Consider the following 23,998-nt stretch of genomic DNA (forward strand, 5'->3'; position numbering starts at 1 on the left):
AAGCACGTTAGCTATACCAACGCACCATAAATCGTGAGTAAAGCAACCACCACAATCACTGTCAGTGTAACTTTTCGCGCCAGAGAAACCGCCGCTCTTGGTGTCTGCACAGGGTCTAAATGAGGCTCTCGTGCCAACGAGTACTGTGCGAGACGAGTCAATACCTGATATTGCTGTGAGTGAAAATCACCCAATGAAGCGAACCAGGCTGGCAATGCTCTTTCGCCATGCCCTAATAATGCATAAGCGACCCCCACCAACCGCACAGGAATCCAGTCCAGCCAATGTAGGACACGATCAATGCCAGATTGAGAACGCTGCAAAGGTGTGTGATGACGAGCCAGCCAAGTTTGGTATCCACGCAGCATCGCGTACCCAGCTAATGCCACTGGGCCATACTTAGCACAGACGACAAACCAAAAGATAGGTGCTAAATAATAGCGGAAGTTTATCCATAACAATGCATTTTGCAGGGATTGCAGCCTGACCTTCTCACCACTCTCCATCGGTAAACCATGAATCAGCGCTAACTCCTCGGCCATTTTGTCAGTAGCATGAACATCGCCCTGTTTAGCGGCTTTCAGGTAGGCACGATAATGTTTACGAATGCCACCAGCACCAATACACAACAGACAAATCAGTATCCAAAGCAATAAAAGAGGGAAGCCAAACAAGATATTTTGCACGAGTTGCAAAACCAACCACACCAGTGTCATCCACACCGCAGTCAGTAAAATTGTTTGTATCAACGAAAAGCGATGAAAACGCGCAAATACCACTTCAAGGCGATGATCTAGCTGCCAATGTTCGCCCAGCTTAAACAAGCGCTCCCATGCCAGCACCAGCAACAGCGTAAACAGTGTCATTAGCTCTTATTCTCCCTTTGCTCTTAACCAGCCCTGAAACAGGGCATACGCCTCCCGGCATGTGTATACGACAATAGCAGACGAAGCGACAAACCCATAAGCGCTCGGCAGTAAATTCTGATTAACACATTGAATGCTCTCTACATTACGACGGTGAAGAGAGCGATGCTAAATGCTGCTGATACAACACCCAGTCAAAAGCGGGGCCAGGATCAGTTTTACGCCCCGGAGCAATATCACTATGGCCCGTCACCCGCTCGACGGTTATTGGATAATGAGCAAACAGTAATGCACTTATCTCCGTCAGGCTGCAATATTGTGCGGGCGTAAACGGTAACACATCTGTCCCTTCCAGCTCGATTCCAATCGAGAAATCGTTACACCGCTCACGTCCAGCAAAGGTGGAGACGCCAGCATGCCAAGCTCGTTTATCAAAAGGAACATATTGAATAATTTCACCATCTCGGCGAATCAGACAATGGGCTGAAACACGCAAGTGAACAATATCGGCAAAATAAGGATGTTCATTAGCATTCAATGTGCCAGTGAATAGCTGGTCGATATACGGGCCACCAAATTCACCGGGGGGCAGACTAATATTATGAATCACCAACAGGGAAGGAGTTTCACCATCGGGCCGCTGATCAAAATGGGGAGAAACGACCCGCTTAACTCCTGAAATCCAGCCATTATCTAACTGCATTATTTACCTTAGCCCCTATTAATACACACCAACCAGCTCTTTATAGTTAACACACCGACGACTTCAAGTACGAAGGGTATATGGCACTTCTGCCAGCAACAGAGTAGCATGTTTGGACAACTATCTATCCGCCATTTCGGAGTTTTCTATGCCGACCCGCAGCTATAATGCCGACAGCCGCCGCGCCGAGCTATTGGAACGAATTCAATATGATATCCCTTCTACTGTTGCCCAAGCTCTGAGTGAAGATCTGGGTGGAGAGGTCAATGCCGATCGTGACCTTACTGCACAATTGCTCCCAGCGGATAAACATGCCAAGGCCACTATTATTACCCGTGAAGAGGGTGTTTTCTGTGGTCAACGCTGGTTGAATGAAGTGTTCATTCAACTTGGCGCTCAAGTATCAGTCGAGTGGCTCGTTAACGATGGCGACAAATTGACAGCTAATCAGGTGCTCTGCCATCTGACTGGTCCGGCCCGCATCCTATTAACAGGCGAGCGTACTGCCCTCAACTTCCTACAAACACTTTCGGGTGTCGCCACGGAAGTCAGCCACTATGTCGCGATGCTATCAGGGCTAAATACACAATTACTCGACACCCGGAAAACATTGCCAGGGCTGCGTACCGCACTGAAATATGCCGTACTTTGTGGTGGTGGAAGCAATCATCGGCTTGGCCTATCCGATGCTTTCCTTATTAAGGAAAATCATATTATTGCCGCTGGGTCGATTAAAGAAGCTGTTGCCAAAGCATTTTGGATACATGCCGATGTCCCTGTCGAAGTTGAAGTGGAATCCCTTGATGAGCTACAGCAAGCATTGGAAGCGGGGGCAGATATCATTATGCTAGATAACTTCACCATTCCAATGATGCGTGATGCGGTAAAAAAACGCGATGAATTTGCCAAGGGCGGGAACAGTGCACAATTGGAAGTTTCAGGCAATGTCACACTGGAAACACTGCGTAGTTATGCTGAAACAGGCATTGACTTCATTTCAGTGGGTGCGCTTACCAAACATATCACCGCCTTAGACCTTTCCATGCGTTTTCAATAATCCTAGCAGATCATCTTCGGCGGAATATAACCATTAACAGACTCTGATTCTGTTTTGCGAACGCCGCCGAAGTTATCTGTCATGCCTATGTAACAACCTAAATATTCGACAGTATGCTTCGCAAATCGTGGCAGTGTTGCTATTGCCATGAATGAAAAACCTGCACTCTTACCTTGTTTTCTCATACACAAGGAAAGTGGCATATGGCTAATCAACGAGGTTTTACATTAATTGAACTGATGGTCGCGATCGCCATCATTGCAGTCCTCAGTGGCATTGGTATTCCGTCTTATCAACGCTATATCCAAAAAGCGGCACTCACTGATATGTTACAAACCATTGTCCCTTACAAAATGGCCGTAGAACTGTGTGTTCTGGAACATGCCAGCCTCAATAACTGTAATGCAGGCAGTCATGGCATACCTACAGGGGAAAAGTCACGTTACGTTCATACCACAATGATTGATAAAGGTGTCATTACGTTAACAGGCCAACACACGCTCGCCGACCTAACATTGGCTATGTCACCAACATTAAATAAAAGTGGAAATATTGTTTGGACCAGAACATGTACCGCGGTAGATAGCAGCCTTACAGATAACTGTAAGAGTGTATTTCGCTTCAATGACAAGGTCTAACCAATGACTGAACTCATGAAATACCCACCTCAAATAATCAGTGATGATTTACACGCACTTTGCCACCGTCACAGGGCAATAGCACTAAAACTAGACAGTCAGAATCTATTCATAGCGTCATCAACCCCAGTGAATCATGAGTTATTAACAGCACTACGTTTTACTTGTGGCCGCAAAGTCAGAGTGGAATATTGGCCAGAAGCCAAGATTGAGCAATCATTAAATTTGGCCCCATTCGAGGAGGGGAAATCCAAAGAAATATCTCCTAGTACACTCACGAAGCGGGAAGAACGACTTGGGGCTACTTTATCAAACCAACCGCAACAGGATTCTGATGAGACATTGCTAGATAATCAAAGCGATATTCCTGTTATTCAATTTATAACCCAAACACTCAGGTTAGCCATTGCAAAACGTGCATCGGATATCCATTTCGAGCCTTATCAGCATCACTACCGCATTCGATTAAGAATCGACGGCGTATTACATGAATCCCCCTCACCGCCCGCTGATTTAGCAAGTCGAATCAGTAGCTGCCTGAAGGTCATGTCTAAATTGAATATTGCTGAAAAACGCTTATCACAAGATGGTCAACTCACTTTGCTGTTAGACGGTATCCGCTACTCCATGAGAATCGCTACTCTTCCTGTGCAATATGGTGAAAAAGTGGTGTTGCGAATACTTAATGCACAACAGCAACCAACATTGGAGAAATTAGGGCTAGTCCCAATCGCTCACCAACAGTTAACGCGAGCACTAGCGGCTCCACAAGGCTTAATACTGGTCACAGGGCCAACAGGCAGCGGCAAGACAGTCACCCTTTATTGCAGCATGGAGCAACTAAACCAATCGCAGCTAAACATTTGTAGTGTTGAAGATCCTATAGAAATCCAAGTGGATGGCATAAATCAAACTCAAACTAACAAGAAGATAGGGCTAGATTTCTCTGGTGTATTACGCGCGATGTTACGTCAGGATCCTGATGTCATTATGCTAGGTGAGATTCGAGACAATGAGACGGCAGAAATTGCAGTTAAAGCAGCACTCACTGGGCATTTGGTGCTTTCAACGTTACATACCAACTCAACGGCTGAGACACTAATACGCCTGACACAAATGGGTATAGAACGTCACTTAATCGCCTCCAGCCTGATATTAGTCATTGCCCAACGCTTAGTGCGCCGCTTGTGTTTACATTGCCGAAAGCCATCTATCTCCCTTTTTCATCCCCCTTCCGATGTACAGATAAAGCCAATACAGCATTATCTTGCTGTCGGCTGTGAACATTGCAGTGCAGGCTATTATGGCCGGACGGGAATTTACGAAATATTAGATGTGACGCCCCCGATTAAACAAGCTTTGCTCAATAATGCCAGCCCGCCAGAACTCACTCGAATTGCGCTGGAACAAGAGCAAGTGACACTGCTTTCTGCTGGCTTGGCATTGGTCGAAAGTGGTGTGACTAGCCTGAGTGAGATTAAACGTGTCGTGGGGCAACTAACTAATATTGAGGCAATACCGTGAATCATCAGCGCTTATTCTATTGGAAAGCAACGAATACAGAGGGACAACTTCAAACCGGTGCACTATTGGCAACAGAGCGAAATATTGTCTATGAGCATATATTCCGTCAGGGATTACATCCCCTTGGCGTTAAAAGTGGTAAACAGTTATCAGCTCGTTATTGGCGAGGGGAGCGTCTAATTACTGTTACTCGCCAATTAGCCACCTTACTGCAAGCTGGGCTACCTTTAGTTAACAGCTTGCGAATGCTGGCAAAAGAAATGGATGATCTCCCGTGGCAGTGTTTATTGCAGGAAATAAGTCTTCAGGTTTCACAAGGGCAATCATTATCAGAAGTGATGGCGCGCTACCCTCATACTTTTCCCCGGCTCTATCCCCCAGTGATTGCGATGGGAGAATTGACTGGTAACCTTGAACAGTGTTGCCTCCAGTTGGTACAGCATCAAGAACGGCAGCAAAAACTACAAAATAAAGTGGTTAAGGCACTCAAATATCCAGTATTTGTCTGCGTTATTGCATTAGTTGTGAGCATGATTATGCTGGTCATGGTGTTACCTGAATTTGCACAAATCTACCAATCATTCGATACAGAGTTGCCAGCACTGACAGCCACATTACTTGCGACATCAGCATTTCTTACTGCTTATGGGCCATTCATCGTCTTATTAGTAACATCACTGTGTATTGGATATCTGTATATACGGCGGCATCAAGTTCACTGGAAGCAGCGAGAACAAAGGCTACTATTGCGCCTCCCATTCATATCAGCGTTAATTCGTGGCAGCAGTTTGAGCCAAATTTTTCAAACACTGGCAATGACTCAATATGCAGGGATCCCCCTAACCGCGGGGTTAGATGCCGCACTCATGTCCATCCATAACTGCAGTTATCAGCAAGCACTCAAGCATATCCAAGCTCAGATCAATCAAGGGCTGCCGTTATATAAAGCTCTAGCCCAACAGCCTCTCTTCCCGCCGCTATGCCAACAAATGGTGCGTGTAGGTGAGGAGTCAGGTGCATTGGACGTACTATTAGAAAAATTGGCGAATTGGCATCAGCAGCAAACACAAGATTTGGCCGATAATCTCACCCAAATGTTAGAGCCACTTTTAATGCTGGTTATTGGCAGCATTGTTGGGACTCTAGTGATTGCGATGTATTTACCTATATTTCAGTTAGGTGATGTTATTGGATAAATGAGATTGCCAGAGAGGGCATTATTCGGTGAAAAAGCTTGAGGTATTTTTAGAAAGAGGGCGTCAATAAGTACGCCCTTCTATCTCAACACATAAATATCATCAAAAATCTGAGATTAATTACTGCCGAATACGCGGTTTTCTTGCTCTGCTACACGGATAAATGTAGTGCGCTTAGTCAATTCTTTTAAATGAGAAGCACCTACGTAGGTACAAGCTGAACGCAAGCCGCCCATGATGTCACGTACCGTATTATCGACTGAACCACGCAATGGCAATTTAACTGTTTTGCCTTCTGCGGCGCGGTACTCGGCAACACCACCTACATGGCGTTTCATCGCAGATTCAGAACTCATACCGTAGAACAGCATAAACTTCTCGCCATTCTCTTCAACAACTCGGCCTTCGCATTCGTCATGCCCGGCAAGCATGCCGCCTAACATCACGAAGTCAGCTCCGCCACCAAAGGCTTTAGCTACATCCCCAGGCACTGAACAGCCGCCATCGCTGACAATCTGCCCACCTAAGCCATGAGCAGCATCAGCACATTCAATCACTGCTGATAACTGTGGATAGCCAACACCAGTCTTAACACGTGTAGTACAAACGGAACCGGGGCCAATACCCACTTTAACAATATCGGCACCAGAGAGAATCAGTTCTTCTACCATCTCACCAGTCACCACATTACCTGCACAGATAACTTTATCCGGGCAAGCTTCACGTGCTTTTTGCAGGAAAGAGACAAAATGCTCAGAATAGCCATTAGCGACATCAATACAGATAAATTTCAATGCAGGTGATAACGCCAGAATTTGTTTCATTTTGTCGAAATCAGCAGAAGAAGTCCCGGTTGAGACCATAACATGCCGCAATACTGATTCAGGAACTCGTTTTACAAACTCACCCCATTGCTCAACGCTATAATGTTTATGGACCGCAGTGAGTACGTCAAATGATGCCAGAACTTCTGCCATGCGGAAGGTGCCAACAGTATCCATATTAGCGGCGATGATAGGTACACCAGACCAATTCCAACCTGAATGTTTGAAGGTAAACTGGCGTTCCAGTTCTACTTCAGAGCGGCTTTTCAGCGTTGAACGTTTAGGACGGATTAACACATCTTTAAAGCCTAACTTCAAACCTTCTTCAATACGCATGGCTGATTATTTCCTGGTTAGTGGCGATAGATCGCAAAATGTGATCGGGCGTAAATCACGCCATCCCAGTGAAGCTATCATACGCATGAATATTTCTACGGCAAGACTGCGAATGCACCTTTATTTACGCTACAATCCCACAAATTACCTGAAGAGTAGCGGCAGCTCTTTTATCTGTATGCTCACGCCATCTATTTTTCTACTCAGTTCAAACAGAATGCATCCCATGCTATGCCTTCCCCGCTGCTTTCAGATACAATCCGGCCACTCACTAACAGTATGCAAGGCGAGGCAATGACCTATATTGTGGCCCTCACCGGTGGTATTGGCAGCGGTAAAAGCACAGTCGCAGACGCATTCGCCAATCTCGGTGTGCCCCTGGTTGATGCTGATATTATTGCCCGTCAGGTAGTTGAACCGGGAATGCCGGCATTAGGTACTATAGCGTCTCGCTATGGTGAAACTATCTTGCAAGCAGATGGCACATTGAACCGAGCGGCATTGCGCGAAAAAATTTTCAGTGAGCCGAAAGAAAAAGCATGGTTAAATTCCTTGTTGCATCCACTGATTCAGCATGAAACCCAGCGCCAACTTGCCAGCATTGATAAGCCATATGTACTTTGGGTTGTTCCCCTGCTGGTCGAAAATGGTTTACACAACCGTGCCAATCGTGTGTTAGTGGTAGATGTAGCACCTGAAATACAACTCGCTAGAACGATGGCGAGAGATGGTATTACTCGCCAACAGGCAGAACATATTTTAGCCTCACAGGCTTCGCGACAACAGCGGCTGGCCTGTGCTGATGACATTATTGACAACAGTGGCGATCCATTAGTTATCGCCCCGCAAGTTGCTTCATTACACCAGCAGTATTTAAAATTGGCAGTTGCGGCCCAACAGGATCTACATCGATGAGTGACCTCACCTCAACAATACTTTTTGAACATCCGCTCAATGAAAAAATGCGTACCTGGCTGAGAATGGAGTTTTTACTACAACAATTAGAAAGCCAACGTGCGTTAGATAATATTGCCAGTGCATTAACATTTTTCCGAACCGCATCTGATTTAATTGATGTCCTAGAGCGCGGTGAAGTTCGAACTGATTTACTTAAAGAGCTTGAACGCCAGCAACAAAAATTACAGCAATGGGCCGAGATGCCCGGCGTCGATGTCTCACGAGTAGAATCACTGCGGGGCCAGCTAAAAAGTCGGGCTTCAGTATTGATGTCAGCACCCCGTATCGGGCAATCACTAAAAGAAGATCGTTTAATCAGTGTTGTTCGCCAGCGCCTAAGTATCCCTGGTGGTTGCTGTAGTTTTGATTTACCCACGTTGCATACTTGGCTACATCAACCACAAGAACAGCGTAATCAACACATCGCCAAATTGCTGGAAAGTCTAGCGCCACTGAATCAATCGCTGACCATCATTTTAGATTTGATTCGGCAGTCAGGCCCACTGCGAGCACAAATTAGCTTAAATGGTTTCTTCCAAGATAATGCTGAAGGGGCGGATTTACTCAGATTACGTTTGCCACTGGACATTCAACTGTATCCGCAGATTTCCGGTCATAAAACACGATATGCCATTCGCTTCTTACCACTCGACAGTGAAAATGGTACCGTGCCAGCTCGTTTATCGTTTGAATTGGCCTGCTGCTGAGTGTGCACTCAGCTATACCCGAAGAATTGCAAAATGCAGGGTAGAAGGTGTTGATAGATTTTAGGAGAAAACATGGAAACCGAAGAAATAGAGGTTAACTGCCCAACATGTGGAAAGGTCGTTGTTTGGGGCGAACAAAGCCCTTATCGCCCTTTCTGTTGCAAGCGTTGCCAGCTTATTGATTTAGGTGAGTGGGCTGATGAAGAAAAACGCATACCTAGCCATGGCGAACAATCTGATAGTGATGAGTGGAGCGAAGAAGACCCTCTCAAACACTGACAGCGTTAACAGCCAATTATCGTCTCATAAGGGTGGAGCAAATGGCATGTTGCTCCATTCTCGCACTATCAATCAAAATCTATCATATCCACGGCGTTATGCCGTCAGCAGTTCAATGATTGCTGCATTGGCTGGCGGGAATTCTTGCGCCAATAATTCAGATTGTTTCACCCAACGCATAGGCTGCCCTTCGCGCCCAAAAGGTTCTCCCTCCCAAACCTCAACTAGATAGAAACTTAGTGTCACGATACGATCGGTAAAAGTATGTTCAAGTACCTTCAGTAACGTCGCCTTTTGTACTTCAATTCCAGTTTCCTCCAGCAGTTCACGCCTTAGAGCAAGCTCGGGGGTTTCGCCCTGCTCAATCTTGCCTCCGGGGAATTCCCAAAAGCCGGCCATATGGGAATCGGCAGCACGCTGAGTGATAAAAATTTCTTGCTGCGAGTTACGAATAATCCCCACGGCGATATGTAAGTGTTTCAATTCTCTTTCTCCTGATCAGGGCATTCCTGCGGCTTTGAATATCCCTGCTTGCTTGTCCTAGGATAAAACGACAAAAAAAAGTCAAAATAAAGGGCGGTTTTTACGCCGCCCTCATTAACAGTATCAATCTTAGCCTAAAATATTACTGCAACCGGCCATGGCACTGTTTGTATTTTTTGCCTGAACCACACGGGCACGGATCATTACGTCCCACTTTGCGTTCAAGACTAGCAGCGACGCTGACTTCTTCCTGTGACATCAGTGCACTGTTATCTGATTGATGGCTTAATTGCTGCTGTTTAGCCAAACGTTCAGCTTCTTCACGGCGCTGGACTTCCAAGGCTTCAACCTCTTCCGGCATCCGCACCTGTACTTTGCTCAGAACGCTGATCACTTCATATTTCAGCGACTCCAGCATGGCAGCAAACATAGCAAAAGACTCACGCTTATATTCTTGCTTAGGATCTTTTTGCGCATAACCACGTAAATGAATGCCCTGACGCAGGTAGTCCATTGCAGCCAAATGCTCTTTCCACAAGGAATCCAGCGTTTGCAGCATCACGCCTTTTTCGAAGTTGCGCATCATTTCAATGCCCACAACTTCTTCTTTACGCTGATAAACCTCGATAGCCTGTTGCAGAATGCGCTCACGCAATGTTTCTTCATGCAACTGTGGCTCGTCCTCAAGCCATTGAGCAATCGGCATATCGAGATCAAAATCATTTTTCAGACGTTGTTCCAGACCTTCAACATCCCACATTTCTTCCAGAGACTGGGTTGGGATATAGCTGTCGATAACCGTTTTGAAGACATCCTCACGAATGCTGTTGATAGTTTCGCTAACATCAGACACGTCCAGCAGTTCATTACGCTGGCTGTAGATAGCCCGACGCTGGTCGTTAGCCACATCATCATATTCGAGTAATTGCTTACGGATATCAAAGTTACGGCTTTCAACTTTACGCTGCGCATTAGCGATAGCTTTGGTAACCCATGGGTGTTCGATCGCTTCACCCGGCTTCATACCCAATTTACGCATCATGCCAGACACACGGTCAGAGGCAAAAATACGCATCAAAGCATCTTCCATTGATAGGTAGAAGCGTGAAGAACCCGCATCCCCCTGACGGCCCGCACGACCACGTAACTGGTTATCAATACGACGCGATTCATGACGTTCAGTACCAATGATATGCAAACCACCGGATGCCAACACTGCATCATGACGAACCTGCCATGCCGCTTTAATGGCGGCAATTTGATCTTCAGTTGGGTCTTCCAGCAGTGCAATCTCACTCTGCCAGCTCCCCCCCAACACGATGTCGGTACCGCGCCCTGCCATGTTGGTGGCGATAGTCACCGCCCCAGGCTGACCGGCTTGAGAAACGATTTCCGCTTCCATGGCGTGGAATTTGGCATTCAGAACTTTATGTTCAATACCGGCTTTGGTTAGCTCCGCAGAGACGACTTCGGATTTTTCAATCGAGATTGTCCCCACCAATACGGGTTGGCCGTTTGCCGTACGCTCACGGATATCTTCGATAATGGCACCAATTTTTTCCTGTTCAGTCATATAGACCAAATCAGCCAAATCCTTACGGATCATTGGGCGGTTGGTGGGGACAACAATAGTATCCAGCTTATAAATCGAGCTAAATTCAAATGCTTCTGTATCCGCTGTACCGGTCATACCGGCCAGTTTTTCATAGAGTCGGAAGTAGTTCTGGAAGGTAATCGAAGCCAGCGTTTGGTTTTCGTTCTGGATCTCAACGCCTTCTTTAGCTTCAACAGCCTGATGTAGGCCATCGGACCAACGGCGCCCTTGCATGGTACGCCCGGTGTGCTCATCAACGATGATGACCTCACCGTCTTTCACGATGTAGTCAACATCACGGGTAAATAGCACGTGCGCACGTAGCGCCGCAGTGACGTGGTGCATTAACATAATGTTGCTTGGAGAATACAGAGACTCCCCTTCATCCATGATGCCCGCGTCCACTAACATTTGTTCGATCAGAATCAGACCACGCTCAGTCAAATGAACCTGACGTGATTTTTCATCTACCGAGAAGTGCCCTTCACCCTGGAAGGTATCTGAATCCTCTTTTTCCTGACGAATCAGTTTTGGAATCAGTTTGTTAACACGGATATACATCTCTGAACTATCTTCAGCCGGGCCAGAGATAATTAGCGGGGTACGAGCTTCATCAATCAAGATGGAGTCGACCTCATCCACCAGCGCATAGTGCAGTTTACGTTGCACACGCTCTTCAGGGCTAAACGCCATGTTGTCGCGCAGGTAGTCAAAACCGTATTCGTTGTTAGTACCGTAGGTGATATCCGCAGCATAAGCAGCACGTTTAGCCGGTGCCGTCATATTTGGCAGGTTGATACCGACACTCAAACCCAAGAACTCAAATAATGGACGGTTATTTTCGGCGTCACGTTGAGCCAAGTAGTCATTGACGGTAACCACGTGAACACCACGTCCAGTCAACGCATTCAGGTAAGCAGGCAGAGTTGCTGTCAGTGTTTTACCTTCACCTGTACGCATTTCTGCGATGCAGCGTTCGTTCAGGACCATACCACCAAGCAACTGTACGTCGAAGTGACGCATACCAAACACACGTTTACTGGCCTCACGCACCACAGCAAAAGCTTCAGGAATCAAGGTTTCCAGCACAGCACCTTTTGCCAAACGCTCACGAAATTCATCCGTTTTAGCGCGTAATTCTGCATCAGTCAGTTTTTCGACTTCAGGTTCCATGCGGTTGATAAGATCAACCACCTTGCGCATACGGCGCAGTGTACGATCGTTACGGCTGCCAAAAACTTTGGTTAATAATTTAATTAGCATGATTCTTAATATCTCTTACAAAACCACCAAACCGGCGGCCAAAGGTTGTATAAAATTGGGGTGAACCAAGAAAACAATTAACTCAAATTGGCAGGCCCGGCTCGGATGCCTTGCACTTGTGCAAGCCAAAGTCCGGGTGTGTGTAGCGAAATAACGGGACGTTTAACCTGCTCAGTATAACGAATGATCGCGGGCGGTTTAAATTCGTGTGTCAGCAGCGCATTCAGTGTATCCAACAAGGCAAGCTGTTGAATTTGAGACGACTGAACTTGTTCGATTTCTACATCTTCTTGTACTCGTGCATAAGCTGCTTGAGGTGCCAGAGCAAATGAAAGATGACGAATAACCGTGCGCAGTGCATGCTGTTGCCAGTAGTCTACGCTGAATGAAGGGCGACGATGCATATCATGCAACAATGCCAAACTGTTAAAGTTTGTCGCGCCTTGATTCTGACGGCTTTGGCTAGAGGATGTATTCGGTATCGCGGCTTGATCAGGAACGCCAGACAGGTTTGATGGCACGCCAAGACTCGCCGCGACCATCCCCAATAGGAGATGCGGCCAGAAATAACGTCTGCCAAATTGTCGCCAACGATTTAGAATACCGATCACGAGTTTAAAATCCGCCGGAGCCTTGTCAATGCGTGAAAGCCGCCCACAATTATTAGATGTTCTGTTCGATGATGCTATTGCAGCAGAAAACGGACCACTGCATAACGTACAGCAACGCGCTACAGCACTGTTAAAACTTAACCGTGCGGTAAAAGGATTGCTCCCTTCACAGTTGCAGCCATGGTGTCGCGTCGCTAACTATCGACAGAGTGTTTTAGTGCTAGAGACTGCGAGCGCTAGCTGGTTAATGCGCTTACGTTATGAACAACCCGCGTTGCTCTCTGCACTACGAGCGCAAATTCTACCATCATTGTCTTCAATCGACATCAGGATTAATCCATCGTTAATGGCGAAGGGCCATAACATTACGCAAGATATCGCAAAATCTACGCAAAATTCTGAGAAATCGCCGCCATTGCGCCATTTAAGTTTAGAAAGTGCTAAGGAATTAAGAGGATTAGCGAGCCGTAGCCCTGAAAAACTGAGGACAATATTGGAACGATTGGCTGCGTTGGCCGGAGAGAGTGCCAACGCAACCAAAAGTGATAAATAATAGCTTTTAGTAAGCCAATACCGTAGACGGAGCTTTGAATGCCAATGGCATTTCGGCTTCGTCTTGGAACGTCACATATTCCCAAGCTTCTTGTTTAGCTAAAACAGCCTGCAATAGCTTGTTGTTGAGTGCATGACCAGATTTGTACGCAGTAAATGCGCCAATAATGTTGTGACCACACATAAACAGGTCGCCGATGGCGTCCAGCATTTTGTGACGAACAAATTCATCTTCGAAGCGCAGGCCATCTTCGTTCAACACGCGGTAATCATCTACCACGATGGCACAATCGAAACTACCGCCCAGGCACAAACCACGGGACTGCAGATATTCGATATCACGCATGAAACCAAAAGTACGCGCTCGGCTAATTTGACGGACGAATGAGTCGGCCGAAAAATCTAAACGGTAACGCTGAGTACTTGAGTCAATCGCCGGGTGATTAAAATCAATGGTAAAATCCAAACGGAATCCATTGAATGGAGACAATTCAGCCCATTTATCACCGTCTTCAACCCGCACAGTCTCTTTCAGACGCAGGAATTTCTTCGCAGAGTTTAACTCTTCGATACCGGCATCCAGCAGCAAGTACACAAATGGACTGGCACTACCGTCCATAATCGGTACTTCGGGAGCGTTAACTTCAATAATAATGTTATCAATCCCTAACCCTGCCAGAGCAGCGTTGAGATGCTCAACAGTAGAAATACGCACGTCATGCTCATTGACCAAGCAAGTACAGAGCATGGTATCACGCACGGATTTTGCATCTGCCGGAAAATCAACCGGTGGATTCAAGTCAGTGCGACGATAGATGACCCCGGTATTAGCCGGCGCGGGTCGCATTGTCAGCGTGACTTTCTTACCGGTGTGCAAACCGACGCCAGTCGCCTGAACAATACGTTTTAAAGTCCTTTGTTTGATCATCGTTTTATCTCGCAATGTTATCCATCCTACCGACCAAGCTTATAACAAGATCGGCGGGACAGTTTAGCACAAAGAGCGGAGATTCCAATATTTTCGATAATTAGTCGGCTTGCTTACGCAAAAACGCCGGAATATCCAAATAATCGGGCTCTTTATTTGTTTGAGCAGTTGGGTCATTAACCACTTTAGCCGCAGGTTTAACTTCCTGAGGTAAAGGAGACATGCCATGCTGCTGGTAACGATGGTCCATAACAGGCTGTGTTTGCTTGTTGGTTACCAGCGTTATCTCAGGGCGTTTATCCATGCCGATACCGGTCGCAACAACAGTTACGCGCAGCTCATCGTTCATTTCTGGGTCTAATGATGTACCGATAACAACGGTCGCATTGTCAGACGCAAATGCACGGATAGTGTTACCCACAGTTTCGAATTCATCCAAACGCAAATCGAAACCAGCGGTGATGTTAACCAGAACACCACGAGCACCAGACAAGTCGATATCTTCCAGCAACGGGCTGGAGATAGCCATTTCTGCTGCTTCTTCCGCACGGTCTTCGCCACAAGCAACACCAGAGCCCATCATGGCATAACCCATTTCGGACATCACTGTGCGCACGTCAGCAAAGTCGACGTTCATCAAGCCTGGGCGGGTAATCAGTTCAGCGATACCCTGAACAGCGCCTTTCAATACATCGTTAGCCGCACCGAATGCATCCAGTAGAGAGATGCCACGACCCAGAACTTTTAATAATTTATCGTTCGGGATAGTGATCAGTGAGTCCACATGCTTGGACAGTTCAGCAATACCCTGCTCAGCAAATGCCATGCGTTTCTTGCCTTCGAAATTGAAAGGCTTGGTAACCACAGCAACTGTCAGAATACCCAGATCTTTAGCCACCTCAGCAACAACAGGAGCAGCACCAGTACCGGTACCACCGCCCATGCCAGCAGCAATAAAGACCATGTCTGCACCTTCAAGGGCTGCACGCAGAGCTTCACGGTCTTCTTCGGCTGAATTGCGACCCACTTCTGGGTTTGCGCCAGCACCCAAACCTTTGGTAATACCGCTACCAATTTGGATTGTTTGGCCAACAGCCGTCTTACGTAGCGCCTGAGCGTCTGTATTAACGGCGAAGAATTCAACACCTTCGATGCGCTCGCGCACCATGTGTTCGACGGCATTGCCACCGCCACCACCGACGCCGATGACTTTAATCACCGCGTCATTGGTTAGTTCCATAGGTTCAAACATAGTTTCTCTCCGTTTTGTGCCTGTCGCTTCGAGATCAAAAAATATGTTCAGCATGATCTCTTTGTTGAAACATTAAAACTCTTTTCTCAGCCAGCTATTGATACGTTTAAACCAATTGCCCACTGAGGCACGTTTTTCTACTTCTGACTCACCACTGAGATGAGATTCTTTACCATAGTGCAACAACCCAACAGCAGTGGAGTAATAAGGTTCCTGTGCATAATCCGTCAGCCCGGTAATATTGAGCGGTTGACCGATACGCACCTGAGCATGAAATACTCGTTGCGCACATTCAGCCAAACCATCAATTTGTGCCGCTCCGCCTGTCAGCACAATACCGGCTGCCAGATGATGCTTCACACCTTGCTGACGTAATTGCTCCTGCAATTGTAAAATCTCGTCATTAACCAAATTCAGCAATTCGGTGTAGCGTGGTTCTATAACCTCAGCGAGTGTCTGTCTTTGCAGACTACGAGGAGGACGTCCGCCAACACTTGGCACTTCTACACTTTCGTCCTTGCTGACAATCGACCCGAGCGCACAGCCGTGTCGAACTTTAATCGCTTCCGCGTCTGTCGGCGGAGTCCCGAAGGCATAAGCTATATCGCTGGTGACCACATTCCCGGCGTAAGGGATAACTTTGGTATGACGCAATGCCCCACCGGTATAAACCGCCATATCCATGGTGCCACCACCGATGTCGACAACACAGACACCTAGCTCACGTTCATCTTCGGTCAATACGGCATAACTGGCTGCCAAACCGGCGAAAATCAATTGGTCCACTTTCAGACCACAACGTTCTACCGCTTTAACAATATTCTTTGCCATATCGTTATGGCAGGTAATCAGGTGTACCTTGGCCTGCATCCGCACGCCCGAAAGACCAACAGGATTTTTAATGCCTTCCTGATAATCGATGGCATACTCCTGCGGAATAACATGCAAGATACGATGCTCATCACGCACACGTACCGACTTCGCGGTATGCACTACGTTTTCTACATCTTCCTGAGTTACTTCCTCTTCTGAAATAGGAACCATCCCTATTTCATTCTGACAACTGATATGTTTACCCGACAACGCCAGATAAACAGATGAAATTTGGCAATCTGCCATTAACTCAGCCTGATCGATAGCGCGCTGGACGCATTTCACTACCGATTCAAGATCATTAACCCCACCCTTATCCATGCCACGGGATGGGCAACTGCCTACCCCAATAATATTGACCATGCCATCGGGCAGAACTTCCCCTACCAATGCGGAGACCTTTGCCGTTCCGATCTCAAGACCTACTACCAGTTTTCTGTCCGTCGACTTGATCATTGTTGTTTTGCCTGTGCCTGATTCTGTTGCGGATTACTGTTCTGCTGGTCATTTATGGATGGTTCAACACCCTGACTGCCGATAAATACCGGAGCCCAACCTATTGCAGCCCCTGTTTCATATCGCAAATCGACATAACTGACCCGTTTATCTGGCTGCTGTTGCAACATCGGATACAACTTGATGAAACGCTGCAAACGCCCCATCCGGTCATCCCGTCCCAGCTCCAGCCGAACATCATTATCTAAGGCCAACTGCCAAGAATGTCTGGCACTCATTGCCACCATTTTTAGCTGATACTTATTGGCCGCTAACACCTTGTTTATTGCCCGGTAACCTTCGAGAACATCCTGTTCACTGCCTTCCGGTCCGTACAATAATGGCAACTTCTGCTTACCGACTCGCTCAGACGGCACACTAAATGACCGCCCCTGCTCATCCACCATATGTAAATCATTCCAACGGGCAAAGGGCACATACTCCACCAGATGGATTTTCAGCTCATCCGGCCATTGTTTACGCACACTGGCCTGCTGAATCCAAGGTAATCTCTCAATCTGTTGCTGAATGATATTGACATCCTGCGTCATGAAAGTCCCTGGTGCGCCCAATGCCAGAATTGCCTGGCGAATATCATCATTGGTGGTGTAATGGCGCTCACCTGTCACCACCAGTTTCGACAGCGGCAATCGACTGGCATCCTTCATCCAACCGACGACTACCCATCCTCCCCAGAGGATGGTACCCAGAACCATTAGCAGGAAAATCAACCCTGCTAACTGTCCTCCGTTACTGCGCCGGGCGGCACTGTTTTCAGCCGCTCGTTCACGCGCATTCAGGGCAGCTTGCGACATATCAGTCAGCCAACATCAAAATTCGGGCCACTAACTGGGAGAAACTCAACCCCGACTCACGCGCTGCCATCGGCACCAAGCTGTGGCTGGTCATACCCGGTGAAGTATTCACTTCCAGCAGGTAGAAACGACCATCGCTATCTTGCATGACATCAACCCGGCCCCAACCGCTGCAACCCAGCGCCTGATATGCCTGTAATGCCAACTCCGCCAACTGTTGCTCTAACTCAGCACTCAAACCACTTGGGCAGAAGTATTGAGTTTCGTCAGACAGATATTTAGCTTCATAATCATAAAACACACCGGGCGCTTGAATCCGAATCGACGGTAAAACCTCGTCACCCAAAATAGCGACCGTGAATTCTGGCCCACTCAACCATTTTTCAATCAAGACATCTGTATCATGACGGAAAGCTTCAACTAAGGCGGCCTGTAACTCACTAGCCTTATTAACCTTACTCATCCCGACGCTAGAGCCTTCGTGGCTTGGTTTCACAATTAATGGCAGACCAAGCTTAGCGACACAATCATCTAATTCCTCTGACGAAAGTGTTTCAAACTGTTGACGATTTAAGGCGACATAAGGAGAAATCGGCAAACCTGAGGCTTGCCACACCAATTTGGTGCGTAATTTGTCCATTGTCAGCGCAGAGGCCATCACGCCGCTGCCGGTATAAGGTAATTGCAGAAACTCCAACACGCCTTGCAGCGTACCGTCCTCGCCCCCTCGACCGTGCAGAGCGATAAATACCTTATCAAAGCCCTGTTCTTTAAGCTGAGTCACCGGAAAATCTTTGGTATCAACGCCATGAGCATCAATACCCGCCTCTCTTAGACCCGCCAAAACAGCCTGGCCTGAAAGTAATGAAACTTCACGTTCAGCGGAGGTTCCACCCAGCAATACGGCAACTTTCTCAGCCATGATGTTCCTCGTCTTTTGTCTGCGGCTGCAATTTAAGCTCAGCCAATTTACGGGCAATCTTACCGATGTTGCCAGCACCCTGAACCAGAATCAGATCATCGCCATTAAGCACTTGCGCCAATACCTCAGGCACGGTTTCACTGTCAGAAACCAAAATTGGATCTAATTTGCCACGATTGCGAATAGTGCGGCACAGTGAGCGACTGTCAGCACCAGGAATCGGCGGCTCACCGGCGGCATACACATCCAACATCAGCAAAACATCAACCTGCGATAATACATTGGCAAAATCGTCATACAGATCACGGGTACGCGTGTAGCGATGCGGCTGGAAAACCATCACAATGCGTTTATCTGGCCAGCCAGCACGCGCGGCTTTAATCGTCGCATCAACCTCTGTTGGATGATGACCATAATCATCAACCAGCATTGCACTACCTTCTTTCCCGTTGACGGGTGCCAGTGGGAAGTTACCGAGAAAATCAAAGCGACGCCCTGTACCCTGAAATCCTGCCAGCGCACGCAAGATATCATCGTCTTCAATACCTTCTTCCGTTGCGACTGCAACCGCCGCCGCTGCATTTAGCGCATTATGACGACCCGGAGCATTCAAGGTTACCGTCATCAACGGCTTATCCAGACGCTTCAATGTGAAATGCCCCTGTGGGCCTTCCTGACGGTAGCTGGCAATCTGCACATCTGCGTCATCACTGAAACCGTAAGTAGTGATATGACGGCCTACGCGCGGTAGCAACTCACGCACCACAGGGTCATCGATACACATCACTGCACGGCCATAAAACGGCAAGTTGTGCAAAAAGTTAATGAATGTCTGTTTTAAATTCTCAAAGTCGCCCTGATAGGTATCCATATGGTCGGCTTCGATATTGGTGACAATCGCCACCATCGGTTGCAAATGTAAGAATGACGCATCACTCTCATCCGCTTCCGCAATCAGATAACGGCTGGAACCCAAACGTGCGTGGGTGCCCGCAGCTTTTACCAAACCACCATTCACAAATGTAGGATCCAGACCTGCTTCAGCATAAATACTGGAGACCATCGCGGTGGTGGTGGTTTTGCCATGGGTGCCAGCAACCGCAATCCCATGACGATAACGCATCAGCTCTGCCAGCATCTCTGCGCGGCGGATCACCGGAATTCGCGCCTCACGAGCGGCAACAATTTCTGGGTTATCCGCAGAAATTGCTGTTGAAACAACCACTACACTGGCATCCAATACGTTCTCTGGACGGTGATGGAAATAAATCTGCGCGCCCAATGAAGCCAAGTGCTGAGTGACTGGGTTCGGCGCCAAGTCTGAACCGCTAATCTGATAGCCTTCGTTTGCCAACACTTCAGCGATACCACCCATGCCAGCACCACCGATGCCAACAAAGTGAATGTGCCGGACGCGACGCATCTCGGGCACGATAGTACGTAGTTTCGCCAGTTGTTGTGTATTCACGTTTCTCTTCACTTTTTTGTCTGTTACATATTCACAGCCCGCATTTATTGCCAGCTGTTCATTATCTATTTCACTTACTGACAGCGACCACTTCAGCAGCCACTCGCTCAGTTGCGTCCGGGATAGCCACAAGTCTTGCTCGCTCCGCCATCGTCAGTAAGGTTGCTCGGTCCCACTGAGCGAGTAGGTCGCTCACGGCTTGCGCCGTAAACTGTGGCTGCTCAATAATCTTGGCCGCCCCGGCCTTTTCTAGCGGTAATGCATTCCAATATTGCTGCCGGTCTTTATGCTGGAAGGGCACAAAAATTGCCGGTAAACCTGCGGCAGCCACTTCACTGACGGTCAATGCCCCGGAGCGGCAAACCACCACATCAGCCCAAGCATAGGCCGCAGCCATATCATCAATGAATTCGACGATTTGATGTTTTTCGCCTTGCCCTACTTGCTGGTAGGCCGCTAATACATCAGGTAACGCACCTTTCCCTACCTGATGCCAAACCGTTATCTGCTCACCCAATGTTGCAGCAACTTGCGGCAACGTTTGGTTCAGCACTCGCGCCCCTTGACTACCACCGATGACCAACACCCGAATCGGCCCTTCGCGACCATTAAGACGTTCAGCCGGTAATGGCAGTGCCAATACATCTGTGCGAACTGGGTTCCCAACAACTTCTGCGTGCGCAAATGCCCCCGGAAATGCCTGTAAAACCTTTTTCGCGATTTTAGCCAACCAGCGGTTAGTCAAACCCGCAATCCCGTTTTGCTCATGCAGCACCACCGGAATGCCACATAACCACGCGGCTAAACCACCGGGACCAGACACATAACCACCCATTCCCAGCACGACATCCGGCTGATAATCCCGCATGATTTTCTTCGCCTGACGCACGGCACGATAAATTCGTACCGGTGCCGTCAATTGGGCCATCAGCCCCTTACCACGCAATCCAGAAATCTGGATAAAATCAATTTCAATGCCGTGCTTGGGAACCAATGACGCTTCCATTCTGTCTGCGGTGCCTAACCAACGCACCTGCCAGCCTTGCGCCATCAGATGATGTGCCACGGCTAAACCGGGGAAGACATGCCCCCCAGTGCCACCTGCCATCACCATTAAACGCTTGGTTTTGCCACTCATCGGGCACTCCTTACAAACGCTTGGGCTTTTGCCAAACGTGTTTCAAAATCAATACGTAACAACAGCACTATCGCGGTTGACATAATAATCAGGCTCGAACCGCCGTAACTTATCAGTGGTAAAGTCAAACCTTTAGTTGGCAACATCCCAGCGGCAGCCCCAACGTTAACCAGCGCCTGAAAACTAAACCAGATGCCGATCGAGCAGGCCAAAAAGCCAGAAAATCGCTGATCAATCTCTAATGCGCGACGCCCAATGGACATAGCACGAAAAGCGACGAAGAATACCATTAACAATGCAAGAACCACACCGAAATACCCAAGCTCCTCGCCTAAAATCGAGAAAATAAAGTCGGTATGCGCTTCCGGTAAATACTCTAATTTCTGCACGGAATTCCCCAGCCCCTGCCCCCATAATTCACCGCGGCCAAAGGCCATCAATGACTGGGTTAACTGGTAACCACTGCCGAAGGGATCCGCCCATGGATTCCAGAACGATGTCACACGGCGCATACGGTAAGGTTCGGCAACAATCAGTAAACACACGGCAAAAACACCGGAGCCGATAATAGCCAGAAACTGCCACATTTTTGCACCAGCCAAAAACAACATCGCCAATGTGGTGATAAACAGCACCACCACAGTCCCTAAATCGGGTTGTGCCAGTAGCAATACAGCCAGAATGACCATCACTCCCATCGGTTTACAGAAGCCCCAGAAGTTACTGCGAACCTCTTCAACTTTGCGCACCAGATAGCTGGCCAGATAACAAAACAGTGACAGCTTGGAAAGCTCGGCTGGCTGAATACGCAGTGGCCCCAGAGAAATCCAGCGGGATGCCCCGTTTACCGAGCTACCGACCACCAGAACCACCAGCAACATCACAATTGAAATCAACAACATAATATTGCTATAACGCTGCCAAACTTCCATCGGGATACGTAGTGTGACCAGCGACAAACCGAATGCCAGCGCCAGATACAGTGCATCACGCTTAGCAAACAGGAAAGGATCACCCGCCAGACGCTGGCCAATTGGCATTGACGCCGAAGTCACCATCACAAAACCAATAATCGCCAAACCGAATGTCAGCCACAGCAAGGTTCTGTCGTAAAGCACCATGCTGGTGGTGTCGCTCTCCCGCGACCCCATCACAAAATGCTTAACCGTATTAAACAGCCCCAGCCCCGGCATGCGCATCAGCCCAGCTCCTCCGCCAAACGAGCAAACTCATCACCGCGTTGCTCAAAGCTTCGGAACTGGTCCAAACTGGCACAAGCAGGAGACAGCAGCACCATATCCCCCGGTGCAACGCTCTTCGCCAGTTGCACCATGGCTTGCTCCATTGTCTCCGTGAGCGTTGATACCTCTGGACGTAATTCGGCCAGTTGGGCACCGTCACGACCAAAGCAGTAAATCTTGATATGGTCGCCTTGCAAAAAGCGAGTCAACCCGGAGAAATCAGCAGACTTACCGTCGCCGCCAAGCAACAGATGCAAAGTGCCATCAACCTGTAAACCATCGAGTGCGGCTTCAGTGCTACCCACGTTGGTGGCTTTAGAATCATTAATCCAGCGCACGCCATTGCGCTCAACCACCAATTGGAAACGATGTGGAAGGCCAGTAAACGTCGTCAATGCTTTCAAACTTGACGAACGAGGAATACCAACTGCATCAGCCAGCGCCAGTGCCGCCAGCGCATTGGTGTAGTTATGACGCCCGGTCAATTTCATTTCCCGAGTATTCAGTACCTTCTCACCACGCACTCGCAGCCAAACTTCACCTTGCTGTTTATTCAGATGGTAATCACCCACATCAACACCAAAACTGATACAACGGCTATCGGCACCACGAACTGGCATGGTGAGCGCGTCATCGGCATTCACGACGCAAACTTTAGCGTTTTCATACACCCGCAGTTTAGCTGCGCGATATTGCTGCAACCCGAATGGATAACGGTCCGTGTGATCTTCCGTGACATTCAGTATGGTGGCGGCATTAGCGCGTAAACTTGAGGTGGTCTCCAATTGGAAACTGGACAACTCCAGCACCACCAATTGGTTTTCCTGTTTCAATAGCGACAGAGCCGGAACACCGATGTTACCGCCAACCCCCACCGGCCAACCGGCCGCTTTGGCCATCTCGCCAACCAAGGTAGTCACGGTGCTTTTGCCGTTAGAGCCAGTGATAGCCACTACGGGCGCTTGATTCTCACGACAGAACAGTTCGATATCACCGACAATTTCGACACCGGCGTCTGCTGCATCGCTTAATGCAGGGTGTGCCAGTGCAATACCGGGGCTAGCAACAATCAAATCAGCATCTAACAGCCATTGCTGATTCAGGTCACCTACATGCCGCTCAACACTGTCAGGCAGTTTATCCAGGCCCGGAGGATTGATACGGGTATCCATAACACGCGGCGTTACACCACGCGCCATAAAGAAATCAACGCAGGAGAGGCCTGTTAGCCCCAACCCGATAATGACGACTTTTTTACCCTGATAATCAACCATAA

23 protein-coding genes are annotated in these 23,998 nt (G+C 48.1%); 8 read left to right on the forward strand and 15 right to left on the reverse strand.

Annotated features, from left to right (window positions below; translation table 11 throughout):
• Positions 1-11: 11 nt before the first annotated feature.
• Both ampE and ampD read right to left on the reverse strand, forming a co-directional pair.
• Positions 12-866: a beta-lactamase regulator AmpE gene (ampE, locus tag ACIOG0_RS17995; RefSeq protein WP_050100455.1), complete on the reverse strand. Its 855-nt coding sequence runs from the start codon at positions 864-866 to the stop codon at positions 12-14.
• Positions 867-1,011: 145 nt separating this feature from the next.
• Positions 1,012-1,569: a 1,6-anhydro-N-acetylmuramyl-L-alanine amidase AmpD gene (gene ampD / locus ACIOG0_RS18000; RefSeq protein ID WP_050100456.1), complete on the reverse strand. Its 558-nt coding sequence runs from the start codon at positions 1,567-1,569 to the stop codon at positions 1,012-1,014.
• A 148-nt stretch (positions 1,570-1,717) separates the two neighbouring features.
• Here ampD and nadC point away from each other — a divergent pair, with 148 nt between their 5' ends.
• The 4 genes from nadC (at position 1,718) to hofC (ending at position 5,984) form a co-directional block, all read left to right on the forward strand.
• Complete coding sequence (gene nadC, locus ACIOG0_RS18005) at positions 1,718-2,626, forward strand: carboxylating nicotinate-nucleotide diphosphorylase (protein WP_050100458.1); 909 nt, start codon at positions 1,718-1,720, stop codon at positions 2,624-2,626.
• Between the two features lie 203 nt (positions 2,627-2,829).
• Positions 2,830-3,264 carry a prepilin peptidase-dependent pilin gene (ppdD, locus tag ACIOG0_RS18010; RefSeq protein WP_050100459.1) on the forward strand — a complete coding sequence of 145 codons (435 nt, stop codon included), beginning with the start codon at positions 2,830-2,832 and terminating at the stop codon, positions 3,262-3,264.
• A 3-nt stretch (positions 3,265-3,267) separates the two neighbouring features.
• Entirely contained in the window at positions 3,268-4,788 is a 1,521-nt protein-coding gene (gene gspE / locus ACIOG0_RS18015) for a type II secretion system protein GspE (protein WP_164908345.1), read from the forward strand.
• Positions 4,785-5,984 (forward strand): protein transport protein HofC, encoded by a 1,200-nt coding sequence (gene hofC, locus ACIOG0_RS18020; protein ID WP_050100461.1) that lies wholly within the window; start codon positions 4,785-4,787, stop codon positions 5,982-5,984. The genes gspE and hofC overlap by 4 nt, the downstream gene beginning before the upstream one ends.
• A 116-nt stretch (positions 5,985-6,100) precedes the next feature.
• Here hofC and ACIOG0_RS18025 read toward each other — a convergent pair whose 3' ends face one another.
• The gene (locus ACIOG0_RS18025) at positions 6,101-7,144 is read right to left on the reverse strand and encodes a GMP reductase (RefSeq protein ID WP_004706206.1); all 1,044 of its coding nucleotides are present in this window, start codon (positions 7,142-7,144) and stop codon (positions 6,101-6,103) included.
• Positions 7,145-7,438: 294 nt separating this feature from the next.
• Here ACIOG0_RS18025 and coaE point away from each other — a divergent pair, with 294 nt between their 5' ends.
• From coaE to yacG, 3 genes are all read left to right on the forward strand, one after another.
• Complete coding sequence (gene coaE, locus ACIOG0_RS18030; RefSeq protein ID WP_050100462.1) at positions 7,439-8,059, forward strand: dephospho-CoA kinase; 621 nt, start codon at positions 7,439-7,441, stop codon at positions 8,057-8,059.
• Positions 8,056-8,808 (forward strand): cell division protein ZapD, encoded by a 753-nt coding sequence (gene zapD / locus ACIOG0_RS18035; RefSeq protein ID WP_050100463.1) that lies wholly within the window; start codon positions 8,056-8,058, stop codon positions 8,806-8,808. Before coaE ends, zapD begins: the two co-directional genes overlap by 4 nt.
• A 72-nt stretch (positions 8,809-8,880) precedes the next feature.
• On the forward strand, positions 8,881-9,087 hold the full coding sequence (yacG, locus tag ACIOG0_RS18040) for a DNA gyrase inhibitor YacG (RefSeq protein WP_050100465.1): 207 nt from the start codon (positions 8,881-8,883) through the stop codon (positions 9,085-9,087).
• A 96-nt stretch (positions 9,088-9,183) separates the two neighbouring features.
• Here the strand turns inward: yacG and mutT are convergent, their stop codons facing one another.
• The 3 genes from mutT to secM all read right to left on the reverse strand — a co-directional run bounded on the left by mutT (position 9,184) and on the right by secM (position 13,038).
• Entirely contained in the window at positions 9,184-9,570 is a 387-nt protein-coding gene (mutT, locus tag ACIOG0_RS18045; RefSeq protein ID WP_050100466.1) for an 8-oxo-dGTP diphosphatase MutT, read from the reverse strand.
• A 142-nt stretch (positions 9,571-9,712) separates the two neighbouring features.
• Positions 9,713-12,427 (reverse strand): preprotein translocase subunit SecA, encoded by a 2,715-nt coding sequence (gene secA, locus ACIOG0_RS18050; RefSeq protein ID WP_050140447.1) that lies wholly within the window; start codon positions 12,425-12,427, stop codon positions 9,713-9,715.
• 77 nt (positions 12,428-12,504) lie between these two features.
• Positions 12,505-13,038 carry a secA translation cis-regulator SecM gene (secM, locus tag ACIOG0_RS18055; RefSeq protein ID WP_050100469.1) on the reverse strand — a complete coding sequence of 178 codons (534 nt, stop codon included), beginning with the start codon at positions 13,036-13,038 and terminating at the stop codon, positions 12,505-12,507.
• 28 nt (positions 13,039-13,066) lie between these two features.
• Here secM and ACIOG0_RS18060 point away from each other — a divergent pair, with 28 nt between their 5' ends.
• Positions 13,067-13,591 carry a DUF721 domain-containing protein gene (locus tag ACIOG0_RS18060; RefSeq protein ID WP_050100471.1) on the forward strand — a complete coding sequence of 175 codons (525 nt, stop codon included), beginning with the start codon at positions 13,067-13,069 and terminating at the stop codon, positions 13,589-13,591.
• Positions 13,592-13,597: 6 nt separating this feature from the next.
• Here ACIOG0_RS18060 and lpxC read toward each other — a convergent pair whose 3' ends face one another.
• The 9 genes from lpxC to murD form a co-directional block, all read right to left on the reverse strand.
• Positions 13,598-14,518, reverse strand: coding sequence for a UDP-3-O-acyl-N-acetylglucosamine deacetylase (gene lpxC, locus ACIOG0_RS18065; protein ID WP_050100472.1), 921 nt, complete (start codon positions 14,516-14,518; stop codon positions 13,598-13,600).
• A gap of 100 nt (positions 14,519-14,618) precedes the next feature.
• Positions 14,619-15,770 carry a cell division protein FtsZ gene (gene ftsZ, locus ACIOG0_RS18070; RefSeq protein WP_025379504.1) on the reverse strand — a complete coding sequence of 384 codons (1,152 nt, stop codon included), beginning with the start codon at positions 15,768-15,770 and terminating at the stop codon, positions 14,619-14,621.
• A gap of 72 nt (positions 15,771-15,842) precedes the next feature.
• Positions 15,843-17,099 (reverse strand): cell division protein FtsA, encoded by a 1,257-nt coding sequence (gene ftsA, locus ACIOG0_RS18075; protein WP_002210431.1) that lies wholly within the window; start codon positions 17,097-17,099, stop codon positions 15,843-15,845.
• Positions 17,096-17,953 carry a cell division protein FtsQ gene (ftsQ, locus tag ACIOG0_RS18080; RefSeq protein ID WP_050100474.1) on the reverse strand — a complete coding sequence of 286 codons (858 nt, stop codon included), beginning with the start codon at positions 17,951-17,953 and terminating at the stop codon, positions 17,096-17,098. The genes ftsA and ftsQ overlap by 4 nt, the downstream gene beginning before the upstream one ends.
• Before the next feature lies 1 nt (position 17,954).
• Positions 17,955-18,875, reverse strand: coding sequence for a D-alanine--D-alanine ligase (locus ACIOG0_RS18085; RefSeq protein ID WP_050100476.1), 921 nt, complete (start codon positions 18,873-18,875; stop codon positions 17,955-17,957).
• Positions 18,868-20,343, reverse strand: coding sequence for a UDP-N-acetylmuramate--L-alanine ligase (gene murC, locus ACIOG0_RS18090; protein WP_050100477.1), 1,476 nt, complete (start codon positions 20,341-20,343; stop codon positions 18,868-18,870). The genes ACIOG0_RS18085 and murC overlap by 8 nt, the downstream gene beginning before the upstream one ends.
• Positions 20,344-20,413: 70 nt before the next feature.
• A complete protein-coding gene (gene murG, locus ACIOG0_RS18095) occupies positions 20,414-21,481 on the reverse strand; it encodes an undecaprenyldiphospho-muramoylpentapeptide beta-N-acetylglucosaminyltransferase (RefSeq protein WP_050100481.1) in 1,068 nt (355 codons plus the stop codon).
• Positions 21,478-22,680, reverse strand: a complete 1,203-nt coding sequence (gene ftsW / locus ACIOG0_RS18100; protein ID WP_050100483.1) for a cell division protein FtsW — start codon at positions 22,678-22,680, stop codon at positions 21,478-21,480. Before ftsW ends, murG begins: the two co-directional genes overlap by 4 nt.
• Positions 22,680-23,996, reverse strand: coding sequence for a UDP-N-acetylmuramoyl-L-alanine--D-glutamate ligase (gene murD / locus ACIOG0_RS18105; protein ID WP_050295881.1), 1,317 nt, complete (start codon positions 23,994-23,996; stop codon positions 22,680-22,682). The genes ftsW and murD overlap by 1 nt, the downstream gene beginning before the upstream one ends.
• Positions 23,997-23,998: the final 2 nt, after the last annotated feature.

Origin of the sequence: Yersinia vastinensis (assembly GCF_044905075.1) — a bacterium.
Lineage (GTDB): Bacteria > Pseudomonadota > Gammaproteobacteria > Enterobacterales > Enterobacteriaceae > Yersinia > Yersinia vastinensis.

What these genes read in the sequence shown, in the direction of transcription:
- ampE (WP_050100455.1), bottom strand. Translation starts at nt 866, where the DNA reads ATGACACTGTTTACGCTGTTGCTGGTGCTGGCATGGGAGCGCTTGTTT.
- ampD (WP_050100456.1), bottom strand. Translation starts at nt 1,569, where the DNA reads ATGCAGTTAGATAATGGCTGGATTTCAGGAGTTAAGCGGGTCGTTTCT.
- nadC (WP_050100458.1), top strand. Translation starts at nt 1,718, where the DNA reads ATGCCGACCCGCAGCTATAATGCCGACAGCCGCCGCGCCGAGCTATTG.
- ppdD (WP_050100459.1), top strand. Translation starts at nt 2,830, where the DNA reads ATGGCTAATCAACGAGGTTTTACATTAATTGAACTGATGGTCGCGATC.
- gspE (WP_164908345.1), top strand. Translation starts at nt 3,268, where the DNA reads ATGACTGAACTCATGAAATACCCACCTCAAATAATCAGTGATGATTTA.
- ACIOG0_RS18025 (WP_004706206.1), bottom strand. Translation starts at nt 7,144, where the DNA reads ATGCGTATTGAAGAAGGTTTGAAGTTAGGCTTTAAAGATGTGTTAATC.
- coaE (WP_050100462.1), top strand. Translation starts at nt 7,439, where the DNA reads ATGACCTATATTGTGGCCCTCACCGGTGGTATTGGCAGCGGTAAAAGC.
- zapD (WP_050100463.1), top strand. Translation starts at nt 8,056, where the DNA reads ATGAGTGACCTCACCTCAACAATACTTTTTGAACATCCGCTCAATGAA.
- yacG (WP_050100465.1), top strand. Translation starts at nt 8,881, where the DNA reads ATGGAAACCGAAGAAATAGAGGTTAACTGCCCAACATGTGGAAAGGTC.
- secA (WP_050140447.1), bottom strand. Translation starts at nt 12,427, where the DNA reads ATGCTAATTAAATTATTAACCAAAGTTTTTGGCAGCCGTAACGATCGT.
- ACIOG0_RS18060 (WP_050100471.1), top strand. Translation starts at nt 13,067, where the DNA reads ATGCGTGAAAGCCGCCCACAATTATTAGATGTTCTGTTCGATGATGCT.
- lpxC (WP_050100472.1), bottom strand. Translation starts at nt 14,518, where the DNA reads ATGATCAAACAAAGGACTTTAAAACGTATTGTTCAGGCGACTGGCGTC.
- ftsZ (WP_025379504.1), bottom strand. Translation starts at nt 15,770, where the DNA reads ATGTTTGAACCTATGGAACTAACCAATGACGCGGTGATTAAAGTCATC.
- ftsA (WP_002210431.1), bottom strand. Translation starts at nt 17,099, where the DNA reads ATGATCAAGTCGACGGACAGAAAACTGGTAGTAGGTCTTGAGATCGGA.
- ftsQ (WP_050100474.1), bottom strand. Translation starts at nt 17,953, where the DNA reads ATGTCGCAAGCTGCCCTGAATGCGCGTGAACGAGCGGCTGAAAACAGT.
- ACIOG0_RS18085 (WP_050100476.1), bottom strand. Translation starts at nt 18,875, where the DNA reads ATGGCTGAGAAAGTTGCCGTATTGCTGGGTGGAACCTCCGCTGAACGT.
- murG (WP_050100481.1), bottom strand. Translation starts at nt 21,481, where the DNA reads ATGAGTGGCAAAACCAAGCGTTTAATGGTGATGGCAGGTGGCACTGGG.
- ftsW (WP_050100483.1), bottom strand. Translation starts at nt 22,680, where the DNA reads ATGCGCATGCCGGGGCTGGGGCTGTTTAATACGGTTAAGCATTTTGTG.
- murD (WP_050295881.1), bottom strand. Translation starts at nt 23,996, where the DNA reads ATGGTTGATTATCAGGGTAAAAAAGTCGTCATTATCGGGTTGGGGCTA.